The organism is Variovorax sucrosi (assembly GCF_051216635.1).
In the GTDB taxonomy this organism is placed as follows: domain Bacteria; phylum Pseudomonadota; class Gammaproteobacteria; order Burkholderiales; family Burkholderiaceae_C; genus Variovorax.
Window position 1 is genome coordinate 26,529 of record NZ_JBPJZU010000007.1, and the last position, 25,781, is coordinate 52,309.

Consider the following 25,781-nt stretch of genomic DNA (forward strand, 5'->3'; position numbering starts at 1 on the left):
TCAAACCTCGCTGGGACGGGCGCCGTATTCCATGCGCTTGGCCCAGATCGTGATGGGCAGCAGAACTGCGAAATAGGCGATCGCGATGAAGGTGTAGAGCTCCAACGGCCGGTAGGTGTCGTGGGCGATGACCTGCCCCTGGTAGAGCAGGTCGGGCACGGCAAGCACCGACAGCAGCGAGGTGTTCTTCAGCTGCATGATCGATTGATTCATCAACGGCGGCACCATCTTCTTGAACGCCTGCGGCAGGATCACGCGCCACAGTAGTTGCAGCCGCGTCATGCCGATGGCCTTCGCGGCTTCGGTCTGGCCGGCATCGATGGAGATGATCCCGCCGCGCACGATCTCCGAATAGAAAGCCCCGCCGTACAGCGACAGACACAGCGTGGCGGCCACCACCGCCGACATTTCGAGTCCGGTCAGCACGGGCAACGCGTAGTAGAACCAGACGAGCTGAACCAGCACGGGCGTGCAGCGAAAGACCTCGATGTAAGCGCGCAGCGGCGCGGTGATGAGCGGGTTGCTGGACAGTCGGCCCAAGCCCGTCACCAAGCCAACGAGCAACCCGAGGACCACACAGATCACCGTGAAGAGCAAGGTGTAGAGCAGGCCGGAGACGAGCAGTCCACGGTATTTCCAGAGCACGCCGAAGTCCCAGTCGTAGCCGGCCGCACCGATCCCGGAGCTCCCGCCCAAGAGGTGCTTCAGGGCCGCCCAGCCACCTGCGAGGGCCAGGACCACCAGCAGGGCCGTGCCCAGGTGGGAGCGGCGCTTCGGCTCGCTCAAAGATTCCACGCGGTCCATCGAGGCGTCCTCAGAACTTGATTTCGGGCGGGAATGCGCTGGCGGGCACACCCGCGAGTTTTTCCATGTTCTTCAGGATGACGCCGCGGACTTCGCCTTTCGCGCGCACCTCGGCCAGCCAGGCGTTGACGGCCTTCTGCATGCCGGTGTCACTCTCCTTGCGCAGGCCGATGCTCACCGGCGCGGTGTAGACCGGCTCCGGGATGTACATGGTGCCGATCGATGCACGCTTCGCGAGCAGCGGCTGGGCGAGCAGGATCACGAGAACCTGGCAATCCGAGCGCCCTGCCTGCAGCGACATCGTGGCGGCGCCCGAGTTCTCGAGGCGAGAGACGTCCGCCTTGGGCAGCACGCGGGTCGCAAGCTGGTCGTGGCTGGAGCCGACATCCACGACGATCTTCATGTCGGGCGCGTTGAGCTGGTCCCAGGTCTTCAGCGGGATGCCCTTCTTGCACACCACGGTGTAGGTGTTGTCGAAGAGGGTGTCGGAGAAGCCCACGACTTCCTTGCGGGCCGGCGTCGGGGCCATGCCGAACATGGCATCGATCTTGTTGGACTGCAGGTCGAGCACCGCGTTGCCCCAGGTGGTCTCGACGTACTCGACCTTGGCGCCGAGCTTTTGCGCCAGGCTCTCCGCGAAGTCGGGCCCGAAGCCTTCCCACTTGCCGGTGCTGATGTCCTTGGCGAAGTATGGAATGGCACCGGCGACAGCGCCGACGCGCAGCACCTTGGTGCGTTGCACCCGGGCCAGTGAGTTCTCGGCTTCCTGGGCGAAGGTCGAGCCCAGCGCGCACAGGGTTGTCACAGCCACGAGGGCACGAAAAAGGATTCGTTTGGTCAGCAGCACATTCACTCCAAGCAAGAAGTTCGCCATAAAAAAATAATAAAAGTCGCTTCACCGCGGGTCCAAGTCTAGAAGTCCGGACTGTCACAATCAACGCGGCACATCGTCACGACGGCGTCATTCTCTCGTCATAGCGTCAGCATCGCTGACGAAATGCATCTCGGCGAAGCGCTTGGTCGTTGGCCCCGGCATGGAAGCGCACTGCGACGCATGTCGAGCCCGCAGCGGCCAACATGACGAACAGCGCCGTCGGATCGACGAAGCGCACCGTGCTTTCGCCGTTCTGCTCTCTACCATCTGCCAAGACTCGCTTTTACAGTTCTTTTACAGGGCAACGGTGCCCGCAGGAGAACTGAAATGACGAAGGTGAAGATCGAAAACGTGCTGGTCCTGGGCGCCGGCAAGGTCGGCAGCACTGTGGCCGACATGATCGCGGAATACCACCGCACGCCCGTAACGCTGGCCGACGTTCGGCCGGGCCAGGGCAACGACAGCGACCCGCTGGTGCGGCCCCTGGTGCTCGATGTCGAAAGCACCGAAGACCTGCGCACGGCGCTCCGCGCGCACACCGCGGTGATCAACTGCCTGCCGTTCTTTCTCGCGCAGCGCGTGGCCACCGAAGCGGCGGCGTGTGGCGTGCACTATTTCGATCTCACGGAAGACGTGGCGGCGACCAAAGCCATCCGCGAGATCTCGAAAACGGCGACCTCGGTCCTCATGCCCCAGAGCGGCCTGGCACCCGGCGTGATCGGCATGCTCGGCGGCTATCTCGCCAGCCGCTTCGACGAGCTCTACGACCTGCGGCTGCGCGTGGGCGCCCTCACGCGCAATGCCACCAACAGCCTGCGCTACAACTTCACCTGGAGCATCGACGGCGTCATCAACGAGTACTGCAACCCATGCGACGCCATCGTGAATGGCCAACGGGTGTCGGTGCAGCCGATGGAAGGACACGAGACCTTCACGCTCGACGCCGAAGCCTTCGAAGCCTTCAATACCTCCGGCGGCCTGGGCACGCTGTGCGAGACGCTCGAAGGCAAGGTGCGCAACCTCGACTACAAGACCATGCGCTATCCCGGCCATCGCGACGCCATGAACTTCCTGCTGCACGACCTGCGGCTGATCGAGCGCCGCGATCTGCTGCGCCAAGTGCTCGAACATGCCGTTCCGCACAGCCGGGAAGACGTGGTGATTCTTTTCGCCTCGGCGTCGGGCCGGCGCCACGGGCGCTTCGAACAGGAAACGCGCGTCGGACGCGTGTTCGGCGCGCCGCTGCGCGGCAAGGACCGCACCGCCATCGAACTGACCACGGCCGCGGGCGTCGTCGGCGTGTTCGAGCTGCTGCGGCAAGGCCGGCTCCCGTCGCGCGGCTTCGTCGGCCAGGAGCAGGCGCCACTCGGTGAGTTCCTGGCCACCCAGGTCGGCCACTACTACCAAGGCCTCGGCGTGGCGTCGTTCGCCCCGGCGCCCCGGCCCGAGCGCGAGCCCGCGAGCACCTGATCGCCGTTGCAGTGCCGGCCGCCGAAAGGGGGCGGCAACCGCTTCGTTCTCTTCATCCCTTCTGAAATTGGAGCTACCCATGCGTGGTGCAGATGTGCTCGTGCAAATGTTGATCAACTACGACGTCGACGTCCTCTTCGGCGTGCCCGGGGACACCAACGTCCCGTTCTACGAGGCACTGCAGCGCCGCATGAACGAGATCGAGCACGTGATGGCGCGCGACGAGCGCTCCGCAGGCTACATGGCCGACGCCTATGCGCGCCTCACCGACAAGCCCGGCATCTTCGAATGCCCGTCGGGGGCCGGCGCCATGTACTCGCTGCCGCCACTTGCCGAATCGAACGCGTCCTCCGTGCCGGTCATCCTGTTGACGATCGACCTGCCGCTGCCCGGCGAAGGCCGCGGCATGATCACCGAACTCGATTGCGCGAAGCTCTTCGAACCCGTCACGAAGATGTCGGTGCAGGTCAAGTCGGCGGACAAGCTGCCCGAGATCATCCGGCGCGCCTTCCGCGTCGCCTGCTCCGGCACGCCCGGCGCCGTGCACTTGCAGATCCCCGAGGACATGCTGCTCGCCGAGATCGACCCGGCCAGCATCTCTCTGCATGCCGAACCGGAGTGCAAGACCTTCCCCGCGTTTCCGATGGCGCCGGCACCCGGCAAGCTGGACGCGCTGTTCGACCTGCTCCAGGCCGCGCGCAAGCCGCTGTTCGTGGCGGGCGGCGGCGTGAACCGCTCCTGCGCCGGCAGCGTGCTGACCGATGTCGCTGTGCGGCTGAACATTCCGGTCGTCAACACGATCACCGGCCAGGGTGCCTTGCCGGACGAGCATCCATTGGCCATCGGCGTGATCGGCGACAACGGCTTTCATCCGCATGCCAACCGCGCGCTCGAAGAGGCCGACCTCGTCGTCTTCATCGGTTCGCGCATGGGCTCGGTGGTCACCGTGGGATGGACCTTTCCGAAGACGACGCTGAACAAGCGCGTTGTGCAGATCGACATCAATCCCGAGCGCCTGGCCAACAACTACGAGAACCTGCTGTCGATTGCCGGCGACGCTCGACTCGTGCTGCGGCAAATGCTGACAGAAGTGCCCACGGACTTCGACACCTCGAAGCACCAGGACTGGGTCGACCACCTCAACGCGTACCGCGCGAACTTCTGGGCGCATGCCGAGTCGGTGCTGTCGCTCGACGACGTGCCGCTGCGGCCCGAGCGCGTGGTGCGCGAATTCAACCGTCGCCTCGAGCAGCATGGCAGGGCCGTCCACATCCTGTCCGATGCCGGCACACCGACGCCTTACATGACGCGCTTCCTGCGCATCGGCGATCGTCGCACCCGCTTCGTCATCCCACGCGCTTTTGGCGGGCTCGGTTCGGCCATCCCCGCGGTCGTCGGCGCATGGTATGCGGACAAGAGCCGGCGCCCCATCGGCATGTTCGGCGATGGCTCCTTCAACATGGCGGTGGGCGAGCTCGAAACACTTGTGCGCAAGAAGGTGCCTGCACTCCTGATGCTGTTCAACAACGGCTGCTTCGGATGGATCAAGGGCCTGCACCGCCTCAAGGGCCATGACGAGTGCTTCGGCGTCGATTTTTTGCCACCACGCGGTCAGGCGATCGCAGAAGCCTTCGACATCAAGGCTTGGACGGTCGAGACGCCCGAGCAGTTGATTGCGGCGCTGGGCGAGGCTTTTGAATACGACGGCCCCTGCCTCATGGACATCCGCATCGAGTCGCTGGCCGACCGCGTGCCACCGGTGTATTCCTGGCTCGCCAGGAAAGAGCGCGATCCGCTGGCGCTGCAGCCCGAAGACGTCGCGTACCTGGCGTAGCGGCTCCTCCGCGCGGGTGAGAATCGGCCTGATGAGGAATAACACTGTTGCCGTTCTGGGCGCCGGCATCGTCGGCGTGTCGTGCGCCCTGGAACTCCAACGGCGAGGATTCGAGGTCACGCTTTTCGACCGCTCGGAGCCGGGCCGAGAAACTTCGTACGGCAACGCCGGGGTGATCGCGCGCAGTTCGCTGATGCCATTCAACCATCCCGGACTGTGGTCGGCACTTCCGAAGCTGTTGAAGAACACTTCAGCGAGCTTTCGCTACGACGCCCTCTTCCTCGCCAAGAACCTCCGTTGGGCCGCACGCTTTCTCTCCAGCACGCGCGCCAGCGTTTTCCGGGAAACGACCGCCGCGCTGGATGCGCTGATCCGACTCTCCATGGCGGAGCACCGGCGCTTGCTCGTCGAGGCCCATGCCGCACATCGCCTGCGCACCAACGGGTGGCTGTTTCTTTACCGGAGCGAGCAGGCCTTTGCCAGCAGCCGGCGTTCGCGCGAAACCTTCGACCAGTTCGGCGTTGCGACGCAAGTCTTGAAGGCGAAAGAGCTCTCGGACCTGGAGCCTCATCTGAGGCCTCTCTTTCCGCGCGCACTGTGGATCCAGGACAGCGCTTCGGTGGACAGCCCCGGCCGCGCCGTGGAGGCGTATGCCCGACTTTTCGTTTCCCGCGGAGGACAGCTCCGGCAGGCGTCGATCGGCGGGCTCGGTCGATCCGGTGCAGCCGATGGTTGGCAGATCCGCGAGGAGAGCGGTGCGGTGCACGAGACATCGAAGGTCGTGCTCGCGCTGGGGCCATGGACCCGCGAATTCGCCCGGAAGGCGCTGGGCATCACGGTGCCGATGGCGTTCGAGCGCGGCTACCACATGCACTACAGCGCCACCGGCAACGCCTCGCTCGGACGGCCCGTCTACGACACCGGTGGCGCCTACGTGCTGTCGCCCATGGCGCAGGGGCTGCGCCTGTCCACCGGCGTGCAGCTCACACGGCGCGATGCGCCGAAGAACCTCGTGCAACTCGACCTTGCGGAACGCTCGGCACGCGAAGCATTTCCGCTGGAAGACCGTCTTGAACCCGAGGCCTGGCTGGGCAGCCGACCGACGCTGCCGGACAGTCGGCCGATCGTCGGCGAGATGCCGCGGCACCCCGGCCTGTGGCTCGCCTTCGGCCATCAACACATCGGCTTCAGCACCGGTCCTGGAACCGCTCGCCTGCTGGCGTCGCTGATGCTCGACGAGCCCTGCGAGATCGATCCACGGCCATTCGCGCCCGAGCGCTTTCTGGCGTAGTTGTCCCCTTCAGGCCCGCTCAGTGCGCCTGCGCCACACCCGGCCAGAGGCGCACGGCGAGCGCGCCGGCCGCCGATGCCGCGGCCAGGCCGACCACCGCCATCCAGCCCCACTGCGCCAGCATCAGCGCACCGAGCGCCGAGCCGAGTGCCATGCCCAGGAACATGCCGACGAACAGCACCGCGTTGAGGCGGCTGCGTGCCGCCGGCTCGATGCTGTAGACGATGCTCTGGTGCGCGATCAGCGTGGCCTGGATGCCCAGGTCGAAGCCGATGGCGCCCACCACCAGCAGGGCCAGCTGCGCATGCGGCTGCATCCACGGCGCGAGCGCCATGACCGCGAAGGACGCCAGCACCAGCGATGCACCGAGGCGGGTGACCAGTTCGGGGCCGCGCTTGTCGGCGATGCGTCCGGCGATCGGTGCCGCCAGCGCACCGGCCGCACCGGCCAGGCCGAAGGCGCCGGCGGCCGCGCTGCCCAGATGGAAGGGCTCGCCGTGCAGCATCACGGCCAGGGTCGACCAGAAGGCGCTGAAGCCGATCGACAGCAGGGCCTGCGCGAAGGTGGCGCGGCGCAGGGCACCATGGCGCTTCCACAGCTTGACCAGTGAACCCATCAGCGCGCCGTAGCTCAGCTGCGTGGTCGGCCGGAAGCGCGGCAGGCCACGCCAGGCAGCCGCACCGATCAGCGCGATGCTGAGCGCGGCGGCGATGAACATCGTGCGCCAGCCGAAGTGCTCGGCGACGAAACCGCTGACCACCCGCGACAGCAGGATGCCCAGCAGCAGCCCGGTCATGACGGTGCCGACGATCTTGCCGCGGCTGGCCTCCGGTGCCAGCGTGGCGGCGGCCGGCACGATGTCCTGCGCCAGCGTGGCCGACAGGCCGATCACCAGGCTGGCGACCAGCAGCACCGCGATCGACGGTGCGGCACCGGCCAACAGCAGCGCGACGCAGAGCACCGCGGCCTTCATCAGGATGATGCGGCGGCGGTCGTAGCGGTCGCCCAACGGGGCAAGCAGCAGGATGCCCAGCGCATAGCCGAGCTGCGTGAGCGTCGGCACGAAGCCGACGGCGCGCGCCGAGGCGCGGATGTCGGCGCCCAGCACGCCGAGCATCGGCTGCGAGTAATAGAGCGTCGCCGCCGCCAGGCCGGCGCCGGTGGCGAGCAGCAGGACGAGCGAGCCGGGCAGAGCCGGTGCCGCAGCCGGGCTGGCAGCAGCGGGCGTATGCGCGGTTTGAATGGGAGACATACTGGTAAACCCTTGATTGCGAAAGACTGGGTCGGAGTGTGCGCAAGAAGCGCGTGGTGCGGTAGGGGTGGCTGGCGCAAAATGCTTATACGCCCAACGCATGCAAAGACCCGATGCCTACCTCGACCGTTCCGATCGCCTCATCGCCCTCCGCCGCCGCGGCGCCAGTCTCTGCGCCCGGCGTGGCTGTCGACCGTATCCAGTTGATGCAGACCTTCGTGCGCATCGTCGAAGCCGGCAGCCTGTCGGCCGCGGCAGCGCAACTGGGCGCCACCCAGCCCACGGTGAGCCGCCGCCTGCAGGCGCTGGAGCGGTCGCTGGGCACGCGCCTGCTGAGCCGCTCGACGCACGCCATGAAGCTCACCGAAGACGGCGAGCGCTGCTTCGCGCGCGCCAAGGAGCTGATCGCCGCCTGGGACAGCTTCGAATCCGACCTGCGCGGCGCGGGCGCGGAGCCCGAAGGCACGCTGCGCGTGGTGGCGCCGCATGCCTTCGGCCAGAACGTGCTGGTCAGGCCGCTGGCCGACTACCTGCACCGCTACCCGCGCATGTCGGTCGACTGGCTGCTGCACGACCGCGCGCCCGACTTCATCGCCGACGCGGTGGATTGCGCGATTCATGTCGGCGAAGTGAGCGACCCGCAGTGGGTCGCCATCAAGCTGGCCGAGGTACCGCGCATCGTGGTGGCGGCGCCGTCGGTGCTCGGCGATGGGCCGGCGCCATCGCATGCCAAGGAGCTGGCGGCCCTGCCCTGGCTGGCACTGCGCAGTTTCTACCGGACCGACATCACCTTGACCCATGTGCAGAGCGGCGAACGGCACAGCGTGCCGATCACCCCGCGCCTGAGCACCGACAGCCTGTACGCGACCTGCAACGCCACGCTGCTGGGCCTGGGCGTGAGCGTGGTGTCGGCCTGGGCGGTAGCCGACGACCTGGCGGCAGGGCGGCTGGTGCACCTGACGCCGCAATGGCACGCCAGCCCGCTGCCGATGCACCTGGTGTACCCGTATGCGCGCCACTATCCGGCGAAGCTGCGACGTTTTGTGGAAGCCATGCGCGAGTCGGTACCCGGCGCGGTGAGCACGGGGTTGTCGACCGGCAGTTGATGCCGCGGCGTCCAAAGACATCGGGCAGCGTCGTGCGGAAATTGGGAACCATGACTGCCATTTGAACTTCCAGGCGAGAGATCGATGCTCGTCGCCAAAAACCCGAAAGCGGCGCCCCAATCCCCGGCTTTTTAATTCACCATCCCGACTGCCTTTTAATTGTTCAAGCACGCGTAGGAGAAAGTCTTTTTCGCCTTGGATTGCGGTCCTACATTACGCTCGTCAATCGCGCTGATTGCCCACCGGTGCTTTGTCGGCGTGCTGACGCGTTTTCGAAGACTGGCGCAAACCACTATTGCCGAAGCAATTGCCGTGCGTTTTTTGCAGGCATGTCAGATGAAAGTACACGGTAACTCGTTGCATTTTTAAAAAGGCAATAGCGTCCACTTGAAAATTCCGATTCGCAAGCGGCGAATGTCCTTTTTGGCGCCCTGGACGACGGAATACAGAAATTAAAGTTTCTTCCGCCGTTTATCGCGCATGGCATCATGACGTTTGCCGGTGTATTTATCTTTGAATTGCATCCGGCCGATGAATTCCATTTCCGCATCTGGCCACGCTCCAGAGGGATATTTACTACTCGGACACTTGAGCAAGACCTATGAATTCACCACGCAGTTCCTCCGTGCGATCGCCACTCGCTTGGTCCTGGATGCTTCTCGCATTCCTGCTCTTTGGCTGCGGCGGCGGCGGCGGCACCGGTGCACTCGACCCGATCCTGGGCCCTCCCGTCCTTGGCGTGCCCCCGATCGTCTCCTCGACCTCCCCGGCAGCGAATGAGCCCCCGGTCAGCGGCGTGGCAACCAACAGCAGCGTGCAGGCGACGTTCAGCAAGCCCATGTCCGCGAACAGCCTCACGGCCAGCAGCTTCACGCTGGCCTGTCCGGCAGCAGCCTCGATAAGCGCGACCGTCACTTACGACGCGGCGTCATCGACCGCGACTTTGACGCCGACGGCCGCCCTGCCCGCTGGCGCGCTGTGCGTTGCAACTGTCACTACGGCAGCGCGGGACACCACGGGACTGGCGCTGGCGACGAACTTCAGCTGGAGATTCCGGACCGCGGGCGTGCCCGATGCCACCCGGCCCACCGTGATCCTCACGGTGCCGGCGCCGACGGCAACGGGCGTGGCGACCAACACCCGCATCACAGCGACATTCAGCGAAGCGATGAACGCCGCCTCGCTCTCCGCCGACAGCTTTACCGTCACAGGCGGGAGCCCTGCCGCACCCATCGGCGGCACCGTGCGCTATTCGGCTTCCAGCCGCACGGCGACGTTCACGCCGACCGCGGCCACGCTTCCGGTGAACACCTCGTTCACCGCCACGATCACCACGGCTGCTACGGACGCTGCGGGCAATGCACTGGCAGGGAACACCGCTGTGGCGCCGAACGCGGGCAACCACGTCTGGACGTTCGCCACCGGATCGACGGCGGACGCGACTGCGCCCACCGTACTGGTGGTCAATCCGGTTGCCGGTGCGACCGCCGTGTGCCGCACCAAAGCGATCAATGCAAGCTTCAGCGAACCGATGAATCCGGCTTCAATCGACACGACGACCTTCCGGGTGACCGAGAACGGCGTGGCCGTATCCGGCGCGGTCAGCTATGACGCCTTGAATCGCATCGCAACGTTCACTCCCACGGCCGCAACCGGCTTTTCCGCCAACGTGGCCTTGCTCGTCACCGTCGCTTCGGGTGCAGCGGGTGTGAGAGACCTGGCAGGCAATTCTCTGGCGGCCGACCAGGTATGGAGTTTCTCGACGGGCGCGCAAGCCTGCACGCCACCGATCGACTTGCGTTCGATCGCGGGCTTCGGAGCCTTCGGCGGCGGCGCCGGGGTCACGAACCAAGGCATCAACACCGTGATCGGCGGCAATCTCGGCACGACTGCGGCATGCACGCTCGTGACCGGTCTGCACGATCGCTTCGACATTTACACCGAAACGCCGTTGAACGTCGGTGCGGTCGACGGAACCATCTACTGCGCACCGCCCGCACCCGGCACCGTTGCAAAGTTCGACATCGCCACCCAGGCTCGCGCAGACGCTCAAGCAAGCTACAACCAACTCGCTGCGCTGCCGGCCGGTAGCGACCCTGGCGCAGGCCAGCTCGGCGGTCTGGTTCTGCCGCCCGCCGTCTACACCGCTGCAGGGGGCACTTTCGCGATCACCAGCGGCGACCTGACGCTCGACGCGCTGGGTGATGCCAACGCGACCTGGGTCTTCCAGAGTTCCGCCGCGATGACGGTCGGCCTGCCCGGCATCCCGCGTCGAGTGTTCCTGATCAATGGTGCGAAGGCGGCCAACGTATTCTGGCAAGTTGGTTCCGCCGGGCGCATTGAAGATGGCAGCGCGATGGTGGGCACCATCATCGCGCCAGCAGGCGTCACGATCTCCACGGCCGGGCAGACGGTGCAAACGACCCTCACGGGGCGGGCCATCGGTCTGACCGCGTCGGTCACCATGGTCAACACAACCATCGTCGCGCCATGACACGTCCGATGCTCTGCCTTGCTCCCCCGTCGCCTTCCAGAAAGACCTCGATGAATTCCAAGCACATGCTGCGTGTTCTCGGTGCCGCCGCAATCGCTTCGCTGTCCGGTGCCTCGGCACTGGCACAGGAGGGCGGTTACTACTACGGCGGGCTTTCCGTCGGACAGTCGCGGGCGAGGATCGACGATGAGCGCATCACCGCCGGTCTTCTCGGCGCGGGCCTGCAGACCACCTCGATGTCGCTGGACGAACGGGGCACCGCCTTCAAGCTGTTCGGCGGCTATCAGTTCAATCGCTACTTCGCACTGGAAGGCGGCTACTTCGATCTGGGCAAGTTCGGCTACACCTCCACCACGTCGCCAGCGGGCGAGCTCAACGGTCAGATCAAGCTGCGCGGCCTCAACCTCGATCTGGTCGGAACGTTGCCGATCACCGATCGACTGTCCGCCATCGGCCGGGTAGGTGCACAAGTCGCCAAAGCCAGTGACAGGTTCAGCGGGACGGGTGCTGTCCAGGTTCTCGGCCCCGATCCTCACAAGCGCGATACGAACTACAAGGTCGGCCTCGGCCTTCAGTACGAGATCACTCCGTCATTTCTGATCCGCGGTGAGGCAGAACGCTATCGGATCAACGATGCGGTTGGCAACCGCGGCGACGTGAACATGTTCTCCGTCACGCTTGTCATGCCTTTCGGTCGCACCGCGGCGCCGGCGCCCCGCTCTGCGATGGCGTCCGCCTACGTCGCACCCGTCCCGGTGGCCGAGCCGCCCCCGCCGGCACCCGTCCCGCCGCCGCCGATGCGTCCACGGATGAGCTTTTCAGCCGACTCGCTGTTCGCATTCGATGCCTCCACGCTGCGCCCGGAAGGCCGCAGCGCGCTCGACAGATTCATGGCAGAGATCGGCAGTACGCGGTTCGATGTCATCACCATCGAAGGACACACGGACCGACTCGGGCCCGCCGAATACAACCAGAAGCTTTCGTTGCGGCGCGCGGAGTCCGTGAAGGCGTACTTCGTCGCAGGCGGACGCTTCGCGCCTGAGAGGTTCGCTGTGACAGGCAAAGGCGAAACCGCGCCAGTCACCCGTGCGGAAGACTGCAAAGGCACCGCGCCGACCGCGGCGTTGATCGCCTGCCTGCAGCCTGATCGCCGTGTGGTGGTCGAGGTCACCGGCGCACCGTGACAACCGGTGCGAGGTCTTACTCGCGCCCGAAGAACGCCTCGACCAGCCGCACCCAGTAGGTCGACCCCACCGGCAGCAGCGCGTCGTTGAAGTCGTAGTTCGGGTTGTGCAGTTCGCACGGACCCATGCCGTGGTACGTCTCTTCGCGGTGGCCGCCGCCCCCGTTGCCGACGAAGAGGTAGCAGCCCGGCACCTTCTGCAGGTAGAACGAAAAGTCTTCGGCACCGCCGTGCTGCGGCGTGTTGCCGTCGACCTTGTCGGCGCCGAAGGTGTCCTTGGCGACCTGCATCGCGAAGTCGGTCTGCGCGTCCCAGTTCACCAGCGGCGGGTAGGCGCGGTGGAACTTCAGTTCGCCCGTGCCGCCGTGCGCCTGCGGCAGCATCTCGGCGATGCGGCGCATGTTGGCCTCGATGTCGTCGAGCACCTCGGTGCTGAAGGTGCGCACCGTGCCGCGGATCACGGCTTCGCCGGGCAGCACGTTGTAGGCGTCGCCCGCATGAATCTGCGTGACGCTCACCACCGCGACGTCGATTGGGTTCTTGTGGCGCGAGATCAGCGTCTGCAGCGCGCCGACCATCTGCGCGGCGATGACGATGGTGTCGACCGACTTGTGCGGTTGCGCCGCGTGGCCGCCGGTGCCGCGCACGATGATGTCGAAACGATTGCTCGACGCCATCGTCGGGCCCTTGCGGAAGGCGAAGTGGCCGGCCTCGAAGCCCGGCATGTTGTGGATACCGTAGATCTCTTCGCAGGGAAACTTGTCGAACAGGCCGTCGTCCATCATGGCCTTGGCGCCGGCGTTGCCGCCCTCTTCCGCGGGCTGGAAGATGAAGTTGACGGTGCCTTCGAAGTCGCGGTGCGTCGACAGGTAGTGCGCCGCACCCAGCAGCATCGCGGTGTGGCCGTCGTGGCCGCAGCCGTGCATGCGGCCGGGGTTCTTCGAGGCATGCAGGAAGCGGTTGTGCTCGGGCATGGGCAGCGCGTCCATGTCGGCGCGCAGGCCGATGGCGCGTTCGCCGGCGCCACGCGTGCCGTGCAGCACGCCGACGACGCCTGTGGTGCCGAGGCCGCGGTGCACTTCGATGCCCCAGGCCGCGAGGCGCTCGGCCACCAGGTCGGAGGTGCGCGTTTCCTTGAACGCGAGTTCGGGGTGCGCGTGGATGTCGCGGCGCAGCGCGGTGAACTCCGCGTGCTTGTCTGCAATATCGGCGATGAGCGTCATTTGACTTGGTCCTTCACGTAGGTTGCGATGTCTTGCGAGACGCCTGTGAGCGCATCTTGCAGAGCCTGGAAGCCTGCACTGCGCTCGCGGGTGATTTCGTTCATGTACAGGCCGCGGTGCACTTCGATCTGAATGCTGTGGCGGCGCTCGGCCGGCCGGCCCAGGCGGGCGATCAGCGCGACACCCTTGAAGGGGTCGTTGATGGCCACGCTGAAGCCGCGCTTCTTCAAGGCCTCGGCCACCAGCGCGGTGAACTCGGGCGCGGCGGTGGTCCCGTCGCGGTCGCCCAGCACGAAGTCGGCGAGCGGATGGTCGCTCTGGATCTGCAGGCCCTCGTACGAATCGGCAGGCATCGAATGCAGGTTCAGGTGCCACACGGCACCAAAGCGCGCATAGGCCGCCTCGATCTGTTCGCGCATGGCCGCGTGGTACGGCGCGTGGTAGATCGCGATGCGGTTCTGGATCTCGGCCACCGGCAGCTTGCGGTCGTAGATGGCGCCGTTGCCGTTCTTCTTCGCGTCGCGCCAGATCAGGCCGATGCCCAGGCGGGTCTTCTCGCTGGGCCGCAGCGGCGCCGGCCAGGGCTCGGCGAGCATGCCGGCATCGATGTCCTCGATGTCACGGTTCGGGTCGATGTAGGCGCGCGGGAACTCGGCCGCCAGCAGCGTAGCGCCGACCGACGGCAGCGCGTCCCACAACACATGCACGTCGGTGTCTTCGCCGGCGCGTAGCAGATCGAAGGGCACGGCGTAGCCGAAGTCGTCAGGGTACTTCGTGCCGCTGTGGGGCGAGTCGCAGATGAGCGGCAGGGGCTCGCCTTCGGGCAAGCGCAGCGTGAAGGGCGGGAACGGCGTGGGGACGCTCGGGAGAACGGGTATCGAAGCGGTCATGCAGAGAGATCGTTGAGGTGGCACGCGCTGGTGTGGCCGGGCTGCAGCGTGCGCAGCGGCGGTGCCTCGACCTGGCAGCGCGGCATCGCGTGCGGGCAGCGCGGGTGGAAGGCGCAGCCGGGGGGCGGCGCCAGCGGGGATGGCAGTTCGCCCTTGATGGGCTGGTAGGCGCGGCGCGTGGTCTCGAGCGTCGGCAGCTCGGACAGCAGCGCCTGCGTGTACGGGTGGTTCGGCGCGTTGAAGATGGTCTCGGTCGGCGCGACCTCGACGATGCGGCCGAGGTACATGATGACCACGCGGTCCGACACATGCCCCACCACGCCGAGGTTGTGGCTGATGAAGAGATAGGTCAGGTCGAACTCGCGGCGCAGCGCCAGGAACAGGTTGAGCACCTGCGCCTGGATCGACACGTCGAGCGCGGCCACAGCCTCGTCGCAGACGATCAGCCGCGGCTTGAGCGCCAGCGCCCGCGCGATGCCGATGCGTTGCCGCTGCCCGCCCGAGAACTGGTGTGGGTAGCGCTGCGCGTAGTCGGGGTCGAGGCCGACCTGGCGCATCAGCGCACCGACGTAGTCGGCTTTGTCCTTGGCCTTCACCAGGCCATGCACGACCGGCGCTTCGCCCACGATGTCCATCACCCGCATGCGCGGGTTGAGAGAGGCCATTGGGTTCTGGAAAATCATCTGCACGCCCAGGCCCCAGGCACGGCGCTCGGTCGCGTTCATGTCGGCGATCGGCTTGCCGAGGTAGCTGACGGTCCCTTCGGTCGGCGGGTTGATGCCGGCGATGACGCGGCCCAGCGTCGATTTGCCGCAGCCCGATTCGCCGACCACGCCGATCACCTCGCCGGGTTGGATGTCGAGATCGACGTCGGCCACCGCATGCACGACGGACGCGCGGTTGTCCGCGCCCATCAGGTTCGCGATGCGCCCGGCCAGATCGATGTCCTGCACGAAGCGCTTGGAGATGCCACGCAACTGCAGCAGCGGCGTGCCGGTGCTGACAGGGCTCATGGGGGTGGGTTCGAGAAGGGTTTCCATGCAGTGTGTTCAGGCCATCTCGGGGGTCAGCATGTGCCAGCAGCGCACCGTCTTGCCGGCCGGTGCCGGCTCGGGCTGCGGCACGGCCAGGCAGGTGTCGGTCGCATGGCTGCAGCGCGGGCGGAAGGCGCAGCCCTGCGGCAAGTGCAGCAGCGACGGGGTCATGCCCGGGATCTGCCGCAGCAGCGTGCCGTGCGTGGCACGCGTGGGGATGGAATCGATCAGGCCGCGCGTGTACGGATGCGAGGGCGCGCGGATCACGTCGGCGGTCGCACCGCTCTCGACGATGCGCCCGGCGTACATCACGGCGATGCGATCGGCCAGGCCCGACACCACGGCCAGGTCGTGCGTGATCCAGATCATCGCGGTGCCGGTCTCGCGGCACAGCTTCTGCACCTCGAACAGGATCTGAGCCTGGATGGTCACGTCGAGCGCGGTCGTCGGCTCGTCCGCGATGATGAGCTTCGGCCGGTTGAGCAGCGCGATGGCGATCGCCACGCGCTGGCGCATGCCGCCCGACAACTGGTGCGGGTAAGTCTGCAGCCGCTCCTCGGGCGACGGAATGCCGACCATCGCCAGCGCATCGCGCGCCCGCGCCAGCGCGGCCTTGGCGCTGACCTTCTCGTGCGCATGGATCGCCTCGACCATCTGCGTGTCGACGCGCAGCACCGGGTTGAGCGTCATCATCGGGTCCTGGAAGATCATCGCGATCTCCTTGCCGCGCAGCTTCTGCAAGCGCTGCTCCGTGGCACCGACCAGTTCTTCGCCGAGGTAGCGGATGTGGCCGCCGGCGATGCGCCCGGGTGCGTCGATCAGGCCGATGACCGAGAAGCCGGTGATGCTCTTGCCCGAGCCCGACTCGCCGACCAGCCCGAGGATTTCGCCGGCATGCACGCGCAGGTCGACGCCGTCGACCGCCTTGACCACGCCGCCATGGGTGAAGAAATGGGTCTGCAGGCCCTGCACGTCGAGCACGGGCATGGCGTTCGACATCTTGGATTCCATCGTCATGCTCAGTGCGCGTTGTGCGGGTTGAGGATGTCGCGCAGGTGGTCGCCCACCAGGTTGATGCCGACGATCGACAGCGCCAGCGCGATGCCCGGGAAGAACGAGATCCAGTAGTTGCCTGACAGCAAAAACTCGAAGCCGTTGGCGATCAGCATGCCCAGCGACGGTTCGGTCACCGGCACGCCGACACCGAGGAACGACAGCGTCGACTCCAGCGCGATGGCGTGCGCCAGGTCGATGGTCGCGATCACGATCAGCGGCGGCAGGCAGTTGGGCAGCATGTGGCGCAGCAGCACGCGCGGCCAGCCGAGCGACATGCACTGTGCGGCCTCGACGTATTCCTTGGCCCGCTCCACCAGCGCCGCGCCGCGGGCGGCCCGCGCGAAGTAGGCCCACTGCACGATGATGAGCGCGATGATCACCTTGTCGACGCCCTTGCCCAGGATGGCCAGCAGGATCAGCGCGACGAGGATGGCCGGGAACGAAAGCTGGATGTCGACGATGCGCATCAGCAGCGCGTCGATCCAGCCACCGAAGTAGGCGGCGGCCAGGCCGACCACGCTGCCGATGGCAAGCGCCGCGGCCACCGAGATGCCGCCCACCATCAGGCTGGTGCGCAGGCCGTAGAAGATGGCCGAGAGCAGGTCGCGCGCCTGGCCGTCGGTGCCCAGCCAGTAGGTCATGGTGTCGGCCGCATCCCGGCTGCCCGGGGGCAGCTTCGAATCGAAGATGTCGAGCTTGCCGATGTCGTACGGGTCCTGCGGCGAGATCCACGGCGCGAACACCGCGACGAACACCGCCAGCGCGAGCAGCACCAGGCCGAACATCGCCAGCTTGTTCGCCATGAACTCGCGGCGGAAGCGCTGCCACGGCGTCTCGGGCGGCGGCAGTACCACCGGACCCTCAGCGATGAGGGCGGGGATGGCGTCGGGCGCCATCGTGGTGACGTGGAGGGTCGTGTCGTTCATGCCTTGGCTCCCTGCAGCCGCACGCGCGGGTCGAGCACCGAATAGAGGATGTCCACCGCGAGATTGAGCATCACGAGGAAGAACACGATGAGGATGAGGTAGGCCACGACCACGGGACGGTCGAGCGTGATGATGGAGTCGAGCAGCAGCTTGCCCATGCCGGGCCAGGCGAAGATGGTCTCGGTGACGACCGCGAAAGCCACCACCTGGCCGAACTCCAGCCCGCCGACCGTGATGATCGGGATCATGATGTTCTTCAGCAAGTGCACGCGCAGGATGCGGCTCCAGCCCAGGCCCTTGGCGCGCGCGAACTTGATGTAGTCCATCGGCAGCGCCTCGCGCGTGGCGGCCCGCGTGACGCGGATGATGAGTGCGCCCTTGGCGAGCGCGATGGTCACGGCCGGCAGCACGAGGCGCGACCAGCCGTCGAGCGTGAGCACGCTCAGGTCGAGCGGCCCGATGTGCCGCGTGGCGCCGCGCCCGCTGGCCGGCAGCCAGCCCAGGTACACGGCGAACACCATGATGAGCATCAGCCCGACCCAGAAGTTGGGCAGCGAAAAGCCCAGCACCGAGCCGGTCATGATGCCGCGCGTGCTGATGGCGTTCGGCCGCAGCCCGGCCCAGATGCCCAGCGGCACGCCGACGAGCATCGACAGGCCCATCGACACGATGGCCAGCTCCAGCGTGGCGGGCATGCGCTCCAGGATCAGCCCCATGGCCGACTGGCCGGTGAGGAAGCTCTTGCCGAAGTCCAGTTGCAACGCATGCGACATGAAGATGCCGTACTGCTGCCACAGCGGCTTGTCGAGCCCGAAGTTGGCGCGGATCTCGTCGCGTTCAAGGTCGGTGGCTTCGGCGCTCGCCATCATCGACACGGGGTCGCCCACGACGTAGAGGCCGACGAAGACCAGGCCCGACATGACCGCCATGACGAGCACCGCCTGCAGCAGGCGGCGAATGATGAAGGCCAGCACCTGCTACTTCTTGGCGGGCACCGCGTACTGGACCATCGTCTGCTGGTCTGCACGGCCCTTGAAGCTGATGTCCTTTTTCATCGCCCACACAGAGTGCTCGAAGTGGATCGGCAGCATCGCGAAGTCGGCCATCGCGAACTCGCTGGCCTTGGCCAACGTCTCGGCGCGCGCGGTCCCGTCCATCTGCGTCGCGGAGTCAGCCACCAGCTGGTCCAGCGCGCGGTTGGAGTAGCGGCTGCGGTTGGTCGTGCCGACGCCCTTTTCCTTGTTGGGCGTGACCAGCAGCGAATTCAGCGTGTTCGACATCTCGCCGGTCGAGGTGCCCCAGCCCGCCAGGTAGGCGCTGTAGACATAGGTGTCGCGGTTCTTGAAGAACACCGCCGGCGCGTTGGCATCGATCGAGGTCTTCACGCCGATGCGCGTCCACATGGCGGCCAGGGTCTGCGCGACCTTGCTGTCGTTGATGTAGCGGCCGTTCGGTGTGCCCAGCACCAGCGTGAAGCCATTCGGGTAGCCGGCTTCCTTCAGCAGCGCCTTCGCCTTTTCGGGGTTCGGCTTGGCGGCGGTCGTGAGGTTCTTGCTGGCACCGAACATCGGGTACGGCAGCAGCTGCGCGGCCGGCGATGCGACGCCACCCATGGTGCGCGAGACGAGCGCCTGGCGGTCGATGGCCAGCGACAGCGCTTCGCGCACGCGCTTGTCGAGCAGCGGGTTCTTGCCGTTGGTGTCGGTGATGCCCGGCGTGGTCTCGCCATTCTGGTCGAGCGCGACGTAGATGATGCGGTTCGAGGCCTTGGTTTCGACCGTGAGCTTCGGGTCCTTCTTCAGGCGTTCGAGGTCGTCGGTCGGTGGGTCTTCGACCAGGTCGACGTCACCGGCGAGCAGCGCGGCCACGCGGGCGGCCGGGTTGCTGATCGGGCGGTAGATGACCTTGTCCCACGCGGGCGCCTTGCCCCAGTAATGCGGGTTGCGCTCGAAGATGATTTCGGAGCCACGCTTCCACGAGACGAACTTGTACGGACCGGTGCCCACCAGGCCGGTGCCGGCATTCAGCTCGGTGGTGGTCTTGCCTTCGGGCGCGGAGCCCGCGGCCGCCTTGGCCGACATGATCGGCAGGCCCACCATGTTGATGGCCAGCAGCGGGTACGGTTCCGAGGTGGTGATGCGCACCGTCAGCGGATCGGGCGCCTCGACCTTCTCGATCTTCTGCAGGTACACCTTGAAGGACGATGGGCTGTTCGGCACCTTGGGGACCCGGTCCATCGTGAAGAGCACGTCGGCCGAGGTCATGGGCGAGCCGTCGGAGAACTTGACGTTGGGCCGCAGCTTGAAGGTCCAGACATTGCCCTCGGCCTTCCACGACTCGGCCAGGCAGGGCTCGGGCTTCAGCTCGGCATCGCCGCACACCAGCGGATCGAACAGTGTCTGCGACAGCTGGATGTTGGGCGTGAGCGCGTGGTACTGCGGGTCCATCGACGTGGGCTCGGTCTTCAGCGCGACAACGAGGTCGCGGGCGAACGCAGCACCCGAGAAGGTGGCGCCGGCGACGACGGCAGCGACCATCAGGCGTCGACCGCTGGGCCGAAAGGAAGTCATTCCTCGCATGTGTGTATCTCTCCAGGGAGGGGTCATAAAAAAAGCGCCTGAGCGCACTGCAGAGGAGCATGCAAGAAGCGCACCACTTTGCGTCGCCCGTCGGAACAGAATAGGGTCGCCCCGGAGGGCAGGTAACCCGTGCTAACCCGCTGGACACGGGTGCGCGCGCGCCCGCTCAGAGCGGCCGGGTGAGGTAGACCGCTTCGCGCCCGACGATCGTGCGCTGGGCCGGCATGAAGACGGTGCAGTCGTCGCAAGGCGAACGAATTTCCTCGTTGCCGTTGGTGGCGATGAGCTCGCCCTTGGCGAAGGTTTCGAAGCCGATCAGCGGGCGCACGAAATGGAAGTCGGCGTCCTTGATCATGTGCGTCTGCAGCAGCTCGAAGCGGCGCTGCGGGCCGGGCGCCGGCGCCGCGGGGTCCTTGTCGATCAAGCCGAAGTGCGCGAGGAAACGCAAGGTCACCGTCGTCGCCAGTTCGGCGGCCGACTGCTTGAAGTGCTGGCCGCACTCGACCACTATCGCTGCGCCCTTGCCGTCCGTCTCGCCATGGTGGCCATACTGGATCAATGGCGTGCCGGAGCCCAGGCCGTTGGGCATGACCAAGTGCACCGCCGGGATGCCAACGGCCAGCGCCACCTCGGCGTTGCGCTCGTAGGCGGGGTAGACCCAGAAGGGCACCACGTCCTGGCTGGTGGAGTGGATGTCGAGGATGTAGTCGGCCGCGTCGATCACCGGCCGCAGCGCGCGTGCACGTCGCAGCTCGGGGCTGTCTTCGGTGCCGTCGAGCATCTCGGCTGACCAGATGCGGTTGAGGTTGTGCACGATCTGTCGGTTGTCGAAGGGCTTCTCGGCATCGAAGGCGTTGTAGGCCTCGACGTGGGAGAAGCTGACGGTCAGCGTCCCGATCTTCGGGCGCACGCCGGTGTCGAGCAGATGCGTGGCGGCGACCATGCCGCAGATCTCGTTGCCGTGCGTCAACGCGTTGATGAGCACGTGAGGGCCGGGTTGGCCGGATTCGAAGCGGTGGACGTAGTCGATGCCGGTGTTACCGTCTCGGTAGGCGCTGATGTCGCGAGGCAGGACTTCGAGAACGGGAGGGGCTTGCGTCATGGGGCTGGTGGGGCTGGAAGCGAGGAGAGAGGTGTTTTTTTCGGGGCACGCCGGAGCGCCATCCCAGTTTGCTACAACTGCAGAGCTCGCCTTGCCAAGGCGGCCATTTCTCCGACAGGCTCAGGCCGTCGGATCGCGTCCAATCGAAGCTTCCATCAATGAAGGAGGATCCGAGAATGAGCCAATTCGCCACCATCCAGGGCCACGTCAGTTATTCGCCGGGAGACGGCGTGCCGCTGGTCATCCCGGTCGGCACCCTCGTCGAAGTGGTGCTTGCACCGGACAGCGCGACGTTGAGCTGGGAGGCTGAGAAAGGGGTGGTCGGCCTCACGGCCATTCCGCGGATGCAGTACGACGAGTACGTCGAAGCCGGAAAAATCGTTCCGAAGTCCTGAGGTCACGAAGCGATCTACCTGCCCGTGTCCGCCGCGGGCTCGCGCCTCCCCTTGCCGCCACGCGCCTCTTTCTTCGCCTGCCGCTCGGCATCGAGCTGCTGCCCTTCGGCCAGCCACAACGCAAATTCCTCCGGCGTCTCCAGCGTGATGCGCCCGAGGCTGCCGTCGCGGAACGCGTGCATCACGATCTCCGCCGCCTTCTGCAGGTTGACGCGGCCCTTGCCCAGCAACGCGCCGCGCTTGCGCCCGATGGTTTCGAGCAGCGCCTCGTCCGTCATGCCGGCGACTGCCGCCCCGTCGAGGTCGAGCTTGAAGCGCACGGCAAGCATCGCGGCGTAGTGCCGCTTCACGTAGTCGAGCAGTTCGAGTGCCACCTCTTCATCGTCGAAGGCGTTGCGTCCGACCGCGCCACTGGCGGCCAGGTTGTAGCCGCTCTTGGCCACGATGATCCGCGGCCACAGCATGCCGGGCGTGTCCCACAGGTAGAAGTCGTCGGCCAAGGTGATGCGCTGTTCGAGCTTGGTGATGCCGGCCTCGTCGCCGGTCTTGGCCTTGCGGCCGCCCGCCAGCGTGTTGATCAGGGTCGACTTGCCCACGTTCGGAATACCGCAGATCAGCACCCGCATCGGCTTGGCCATGCCGCCGCGAAGGGGGGACAGCGCATGGCAGGCGTCCACCAGCTGGCGCGCCGGCGTCGTCTGGCTGGCGTCGAGACCGATGGCGCGCGTGTCAGGCAGCGCGTTGTAGTGCGCCAGCCATTGCTGGGTGCGCCCGGGGTCGGCCAGATCCTGCTTGTTCAGCACCTTCAGCCCCGGCTTGTGGCCGGTCAGCTCGGCCAGCATCGGGTTGGCGCTCGAGGCCGGCAGGCGGGCGTCGAGCAGCTCGATCACCACGTCGATGTCCTTGATCCGCTCGCCGATGGCCTTGCGGGTCAGGTGCATGTGGCCGGGGAACCACTGAATGGCCATCGTGTGTATCTCTTTCTGTCGGGCGTCCGGAAGGGTATGCATTGTGCGGGAAGGCCGGCACGGCCTTCCCAATGGCGAAAGGGGCCCAAGCCCCTTTCTGTTGCCAGCGCGGGATGCGTCCCCGGCTACTTGCGGATCGTCACCTCGACGCGGCGCGATTCGGCATGGGTGTCGCCGCTGCCGGTGATGTCGACCGGCTTCTGCAAGACGATGCTGGACTCGGCCAGGCCAGCCGCCTGCAGCGCGGCCGACACGGCCTGCGCGCGCTGCTGCGACATCGCGGCGTTGGCCGCGGCGCCCCCGGTCGGATCGCTGTAGCCCGAGACCACGGCCTGCGAGCCGCCGTGGGCCCGCAGGAATTCGACCAGCGGCTTGGCGCGTTCGGCGAACTCCGGCGAGATATCCGACTTGCCGGTGTCGAAGTACACCTTGAGCGCAGGCTGCCCGTCGACCATCGCCGCGAGGGCGCCGGCGCCCGAAGGAATCGCGTCGAGCGTGGCCTGCACCGCACCGGCCGCCGCGCTGGCAACGGCCCTGGCCGCAGTGGGCACGCCAGGGCCCGCCGCCAGCTGGCGGCACTGCACGATGAGGAGGATCGCGGCCAACGCAACCAGCAGCCACGCCAGCCACTTGAAGAAACCGCTGCGGCGCTGCGGCTCGGCGCGCTCGGCGCTGGGGGTGGCTCGTGCGGTGCCGACCATGCCTTCGAGTTCCGTCGGCGCCAGCGTCGGCCAACGCCCGCCCGCTGCCAGGCGTCGCATGATCGTGGGTGCCGCCAGGGCAATGGCCGAGGCGATGATCGACGGGCTGCTGCCCAGTCGCTCGGCAATGCGGCCGACCAGCCCGCCGGGGCCGCCCAGCACCGATTCGACCTGCGTGGCGCTCAACACCGGCGCTGCCATGGGCCCTGCCGGCGTCAGCCAGTCCTGCACGGCCTCGTCTGCGCCGGCCTGCCTGAAGCGATCGGCAAATCCGCTCAGGCCGCCGGTCCGCGCGTCGGCCATGGCCGCGAGCAGCAGCCTGACCAGATCGCCGGCCTTGTGGCCCAGCGCGAAGCGCGAAGCAATTTCCTTGATGAGTTCATCAAACATTTTTTCTCTCCCTGGGTGAAGCCATGGCAAAGCGCCTTCGGCGGCGCGGACCATAGCCGACCGCGCTGTGCGTCGGAACCCCAGGAACACGCAAACACCGCGGAAGCGGGGAATTGCACACGCCAGGCGCGTTCGCCAGCCTTGCAGCGCGCCGAACGCGTGCGCAGTGGCTTAGGGCCGTCCAGACTGTTGATCGCGCCGCAGGGCGCCCTAGGATGGACGCCGCGCAAGGGCCGCAGCCGGCGCTCCCGAAGACGCATGCGCTGCGAGCGCCCTGCTCGAAGTCCGGCTTCGCGACGAAGCCATTCGTGTACCTAGCCACGGACCGCGACACACCCCTATGATGAATGCAGCGCGTCCCGAACGCACCGCCTGCTATCCAATCCGAGGGAGTGACCATGAAACCTGTTTCCGTCCTGCTCGCCCAGCGCCGCAATGCCGGCCTGTGGCATACCGGCCCCGACGCCACGGTCTTCGATGCCTTGCACGTGCTGGCGCGGCACGAAGTCGGCGCCCTGGTCGTCATGGCAGACGAGCGACTGGTGGGCGTCTTCTCCGAGCGCGACTACACCCGCAAGGTCGCGCTGCTCGGCAAGAATTCCAAGGAGATGCGCGTGGCCGAGATCATGACGGCCAACGTCTTCACCGTCACGCCGCAGACGCCGACCCACGAATGCATGGCCCTCATGAGCCAGAAGCGCATCCGCCACTTGCCGGTGGTCGAGGACGACAAGGTGGTGGGCATGCTGTCGATCCGCGACCTGATGGACGACATCATCGCCGACCACGAGAAGACGATCGAGCAGCTGACCCACTACATCCAGAGCTAGCCGGGGCCGGGAGCGATCGCTCCCGCGCTGGCTAGATCGACTGGTCTGCCTTGGCCCGCTGGTAGACGGCGTGCAGGCGTGCAAACACCGGCCCCGGTACGCCATTGCCGACCGGGCGGTCGTCCAACAGCGTGACCGGCAGCAGTTCCTTGCTGGCCGAACTCAGCAGCAGCTCATCGGCCGCGCGGACTTCCGCCTCGCCGAGCGGACGCAGGTCGTACGGAATGCCTTCGGCCTCGCACAGTTCGCGGATCAGGTCGTAGCGGATGCCTTCGAGCACATGCTCGCTCTTGGGGACGCCGAACAGCGCACCGCCCCGCACCACCCAGACGTTCGAGGACGAGGCCTCGGTCAGCAGGCCATTGCGGAACAGGATGGTCTCGGCCGCGCCGACGTCGGCCGAGATCTGCCGTGCCAGCACGTTGCCCAGCAGCGAGGTGCTCTTGATGTCGGCACGCTCCCAGCGGAAGTCGCGCGCGGTGACGCAGGCCACGCCCTTTGCGAGCACCGCGGCGGCGGGCAGCTTCATCGCATTGGTCATCATGAACACCGTCGGCACCACGTCCTGGGGCATGACGTGGTCGCGCGGTGCGACGCCACGGCTCACCTGGATGTAGAGCATCTGATCCTCTGCCGGGTGGTCGGCGATGAGGCGGCGCGCTCGTTCGAGCCAGCCGGCTTCGTCCAGCGGACTCGCGATGCGCAGGCTGGCCAGGCTGCGGTTCAGCCGGGCCATGTGCGGCCCGAAGCGGAACAGCTTGCGGCCGTAGACCGGCACCACTTCGTAGATGCCGTCACCGAAGATGAAGCCGCGGTCCAGCACCGAGATCTTGGCGTCGGCCAGGGCCGTGTACTCGCCGTTGAGGTAGCAGAGGGAATCGGGAAAAGCGTGCATGCGGAAGCCGAAAGGAGTGAAGCCCCGATTCTCCCCGCAGTGCATGCGCGGCGTGCGACGCGCCATGCCGGCCAGCCTGGCAACAGGCCCTAACGGTGCGCGCCTTCGCAGTAGGCGAGCAACTGATCGATCTCGGCGGACTTGTCGAAGAAGGCGTCTGCTCCCAATGCACGCGAACGCTCGCGCATGTCGGCCGTGGCGTAGTTGCTGAGCACCACCACCTTCTGATGCGCTGAGCGGTTGCGGCAAGCGTCGACCACGCCGAAGCCGTTGCCCTCCTGCAGGAACAGGTCGACGATGGCCATGTCCCACCCGTCGTGGTGGCCGCGAAGCCACTGGACGGCCTCCTGCTCGCTGCTCGCATGGGCCACCACGGTGGTGTCGGCCACATCCTCGAGAAAGCCGACCAGATTCTCTCGAATCACGGGGTTGTCTTCGACCAGGTAGGTCTTGTAGGGCATGGAGGAATGGATCACGGCGGACC

At 66.6% G+C, this 25,781-nt stretch carries 24 protein-coding genes; 8 read left to right on the plus strand and 16 right to left on the minus strand.

The genetic code is table 11. The annotated features are described in order from the left end of the window. Together ACSFBE_RS14545 and ACSFBE_RS14550 are read right to left on the minus strand one after the other, a co-directional pair. Positions 1 to 804, minus strand: a complete 804-nt coding sequence (locus ACSFBE_RS14545; protein ID WP_435491109.1) for an amino acid ABC transporter permease — start codon at positions 802 to 804, stop codon at positions 1 to 3. A 10-nt stretch (positions 805 to 814) separates the two neighbouring features. Continuing rightward, positions 815 to 1,615 carry a transporter substrate-binding domain-containing protein gene (locus ACSFBE_RS14550; protein ID WP_435491110.1) on the minus strand — a complete coding sequence of 267 codons (801 nt, stop codon included), beginning with the start codon at positions 1,613 to 1,615 and terminating at the stop codon, positions 815 to 817. Positions 1,616 to 2,005: 390 nt separating this feature from the next. Here ACSFBE_RS14550 and ACSFBE_RS14555 point away from each other — a divergent pair, with 390 nt between their 5' ends. From ACSFBE_RS14555 to ACSFBE_RS14565, 3 genes are all read left to right on the plus strand, one after another. After that, positions 2,006 to 3,148, plus strand: coding sequence for a saccharopine dehydrogenase family protein (locus ACSFBE_RS14555; RefSeq protein ID WP_435491111.1), 1,143 nt, complete (start codon positions 2,006 to 2,008; stop codon positions 3,146 to 3,148). Positions 3,149 to 3,227: 79 nt separating this feature from the next. Beyond that, positions 3,228 to 4,982, plus strand: coding sequence for a thiamine pyrophosphate-binding protein (locus ACSFBE_RS14560; RefSeq protein ID WP_435491112.1), 1,755 nt, complete (start codon positions 3,228 to 3,230; stop codon positions 4,980 to 4,982). A 31-nt stretch (positions 4,983 to 5,013) separates the two neighbouring features. Then, complete coding sequence (locus ACSFBE_RS14565) at positions 5,014 to 6,273, plus strand: NAD(P)/FAD-dependent oxidoreductase (protein ID WP_435491433.1); 1,260 nt, start codon at positions 5,014 to 5,016, stop codon at positions 6,271 to 6,273. Between the two features lie 19 nt (positions 6,274 to 6,292). Here the strand turns inward: ACSFBE_RS14565 and ACSFBE_RS14570 are convergent, their stop codons facing one another. After that, the gene (locus tag ACSFBE_RS14570) at positions 6,293 to 7,525 is read right to left on the minus strand and encodes an MFS transporter (protein WP_435491113.1); all 1,233 of its coding nucleotides are present in this window, start codon (positions 7,523 to 7,525) and stop codon (positions 6,293 to 6,295) included. Between the two features lie 113 nt (positions 7,526 to 7,638). Between ACSFBE_RS14570 and ACSFBE_RS14575 the strand changes: the two genes are divergently transcribed. Next, positions 7,639 to 8,631, plus strand: coding sequence for a LysR family transcriptional regulator (locus ACSFBE_RS14575; protein ID WP_435491114.1), 993 nt, complete (start codon positions 7,639 to 7,641; stop codon positions 8,629 to 8,631). A 222-nt stretch (positions 8,632 to 8,853) separates the two neighbouring features. Here ACSFBE_RS14575 and ACSFBE_RS14580 read toward each other — a convergent pair whose 3' ends face one another. After that, positions 8,854 to 9,018 carry a hypothetical protein gene (locus ACSFBE_RS14580; protein WP_435491115.1) on the minus strand — a complete coding sequence of 55 codons (165 nt, stop codon included), beginning with the start codon at positions 9,016 to 9,018 and terminating at the stop codon, positions 8,854 to 8,856. Positions 9,019 to 9,283: 265 nt separating this feature from the next. Between ACSFBE_RS14580 and ACSFBE_RS14585 the strand changes: the two genes are divergently transcribed. Beyond that, on the plus strand, positions 9,284 to 11,125 hold the full coding sequence (locus ACSFBE_RS14585; protein WP_435491116.1) for an Ig-like domain-containing protein: 1,842 nt from the start codon (positions 9,284 to 9,286) through the stop codon (positions 11,123 to 11,125). Positions 11,126 to 11,175: 50 nt separating this feature from the next. Next, positions 11,176 to 12,309, plus strand: a complete 1,134-nt coding sequence (locus tag ACSFBE_RS14590; RefSeq protein ID WP_435491117.1) for an OmpA family protein — start codon at positions 11,176 to 11,178, stop codon at positions 12,307 to 12,309. 16 nt (positions 12,310 to 12,325) lie between these two features. Here the strand turns inward: ACSFBE_RS14590 and ACSFBE_RS14595 are convergent, their stop codons facing one another. From ACSFBE_RS14595 to ACSFBE_RS14630, 8 genes are all read right to left on the minus strand, one after another. Further along, on the minus strand, positions 12,326 to 13,531 hold the full coding sequence (locus ACSFBE_RS14595) for a M20 aminoacylase family protein (RefSeq protein ID WP_435491118.1): 1,206 nt from the start codon (positions 13,529 to 13,531) through the stop codon (positions 12,326 to 12,328). Then, positions 13,528 to 14,421, minus strand: a complete 894-nt coding sequence (locus ACSFBE_RS14600) for an N-formylglutamate amidohydrolase (protein WP_435491119.1) — start codon at positions 14,419 to 14,421, stop codon at positions 13,528 to 13,530. Before ACSFBE_RS14600 ends, ACSFBE_RS14595 begins: the two co-directional genes overlap by 4 nt. Further along, a complete protein-coding gene (locus ACSFBE_RS14605) occupies positions 14,418 to 15,434 on the minus strand; it encodes an ABC transporter ATP-binding protein (protein WP_435491120.1) in 1,017 nt (338 codons plus the stop codon). Before ACSFBE_RS14605 ends, ACSFBE_RS14600 begins: the two co-directional genes overlap by 4 nt. 36 nt (positions 15,435 to 15,470) lie before the next feature. Then, positions 15,471 to 16,472: an ABC transporter ATP-binding protein gene (locus tag ACSFBE_RS14610; RefSeq protein ID WP_435491121.1), complete on the minus strand. Its 1,002-nt coding sequence runs from the start codon at positions 16,470 to 16,472 to the stop codon at positions 15,471 to 15,473. A gap of 2 nt (positions 16,473 to 16,474) precedes the next feature. Beyond that, complete coding sequence (locus tag ACSFBE_RS14615; protein WP_435491434.1) at positions 16,475 to 17,407, minus strand: ABC transporter permease; 933 nt, start codon at positions 17,405 to 17,407, stop codon at positions 16,475 to 16,477. 26 nt (positions 17,408 to 17,433) lie between these two features. Then, positions 17,434 to 18,411: an ABC transporter permease gene (locus tag ACSFBE_RS14620; protein WP_435491122.1), complete on the minus strand. Its 978-nt coding sequence runs from the start codon at positions 18,409 to 18,411 to the stop codon at positions 17,434 to 17,436. A gap of 3 nt (positions 18,412 to 18,414) precedes the next feature. Further along, positions 18,415 to 20,007, minus strand: a complete 1,593-nt coding sequence (locus ACSFBE_RS14625; RefSeq protein ID WP_435491123.1) for an ABC transporter substrate-binding protein — start codon at positions 20,005 to 20,007, stop codon at positions 18,415 to 18,417. A 175-nt stretch (positions 20,008 to 20,182) separates the two neighbouring features. Beyond that, complete coding sequence (locus tag ACSFBE_RS14630) at positions 20,183 to 21,118, minus strand: M14 family metallopeptidase (protein ID WP_435491124.1); 936 nt, start codon at positions 21,116 to 21,118, stop codon at positions 20,183 to 20,185. A 176-nt stretch (positions 21,119 to 21,294) separates the two neighbouring features. Here ACSFBE_RS14630 and ACSFBE_RS14635 point away from each other — a divergent pair, with 176 nt between their 5' ends. Then, a complete protein-coding gene (locus ACSFBE_RS14635) occupies positions 21,295 to 21,513 on the plus strand; it encodes a hypothetical protein (RefSeq protein WP_435491125.1) in 219 nt (72 codons plus the stop codon). Between the two features lie 14 nt (positions 21,514 to 21,527). Here ACSFBE_RS14635 and ylqF read toward each other — a convergent pair whose 3' ends face one another. Beyond that, entirely contained in the window at positions 21,528 to 22,481 is a 954-nt protein-coding gene (gene ylqF / locus ACSFBE_RS14640; RefSeq protein WP_435491126.1) for a ribosome biogenesis GTPase YlqF, read from the minus strand. Positions 22,482 to 22,606: 125 nt separating this feature from the next. Then, complete coding sequence (locus ACSFBE_RS14645; RefSeq protein ID WP_435491127.1) at positions 22,607 to 23,572, minus strand: OmpA family protein; 966 nt, start codon at positions 23,570 to 23,572, stop codon at positions 22,607 to 22,609. 398 nt (positions 23,573 to 23,970) lie between these two features. Here ACSFBE_RS14645 and ACSFBE_RS14650 point away from each other — a divergent pair, with 398 nt between their 5' ends. Beyond that, positions 23,971 to 24,402, plus strand: coding sequence for a CBS domain-containing protein (locus tag ACSFBE_RS14650; protein ID WP_435491128.1), 432 nt, complete (start codon positions 23,971 to 23,973; stop codon positions 24,400 to 24,402). A 31-nt stretch (positions 24,403 to 24,433) separates the two neighbouring features. Here the strand turns inward: ACSFBE_RS14650 and ACSFBE_RS14655 are convergent, their stop codons facing one another. Next, the gene (locus ACSFBE_RS14655; RefSeq protein ID WP_435491129.1) at positions 24,434 to 25,297 is read right to left on the minus strand and encodes a D-amino acid aminotransferase; all 864 of its coding nucleotides are present in this window, start codon (positions 25,295 to 25,297) and stop codon (positions 24,434 to 24,436) included. 89 nt (positions 25,298 to 25,386) lie between these two features. Continuing rightward, positions 25,387 to 25,758 carry a response regulator gene (locus ACSFBE_RS14660; protein ID WP_435491435.1) on the minus strand — a complete coding sequence of 124 codons (372 nt, stop codon included), beginning with the start codon at positions 25,756 to 25,758 and terminating at the stop codon, positions 25,387 to 25,389. Between the last annotated feature and the right edge of the window lie 23 nt (positions 25,759 to 25,781).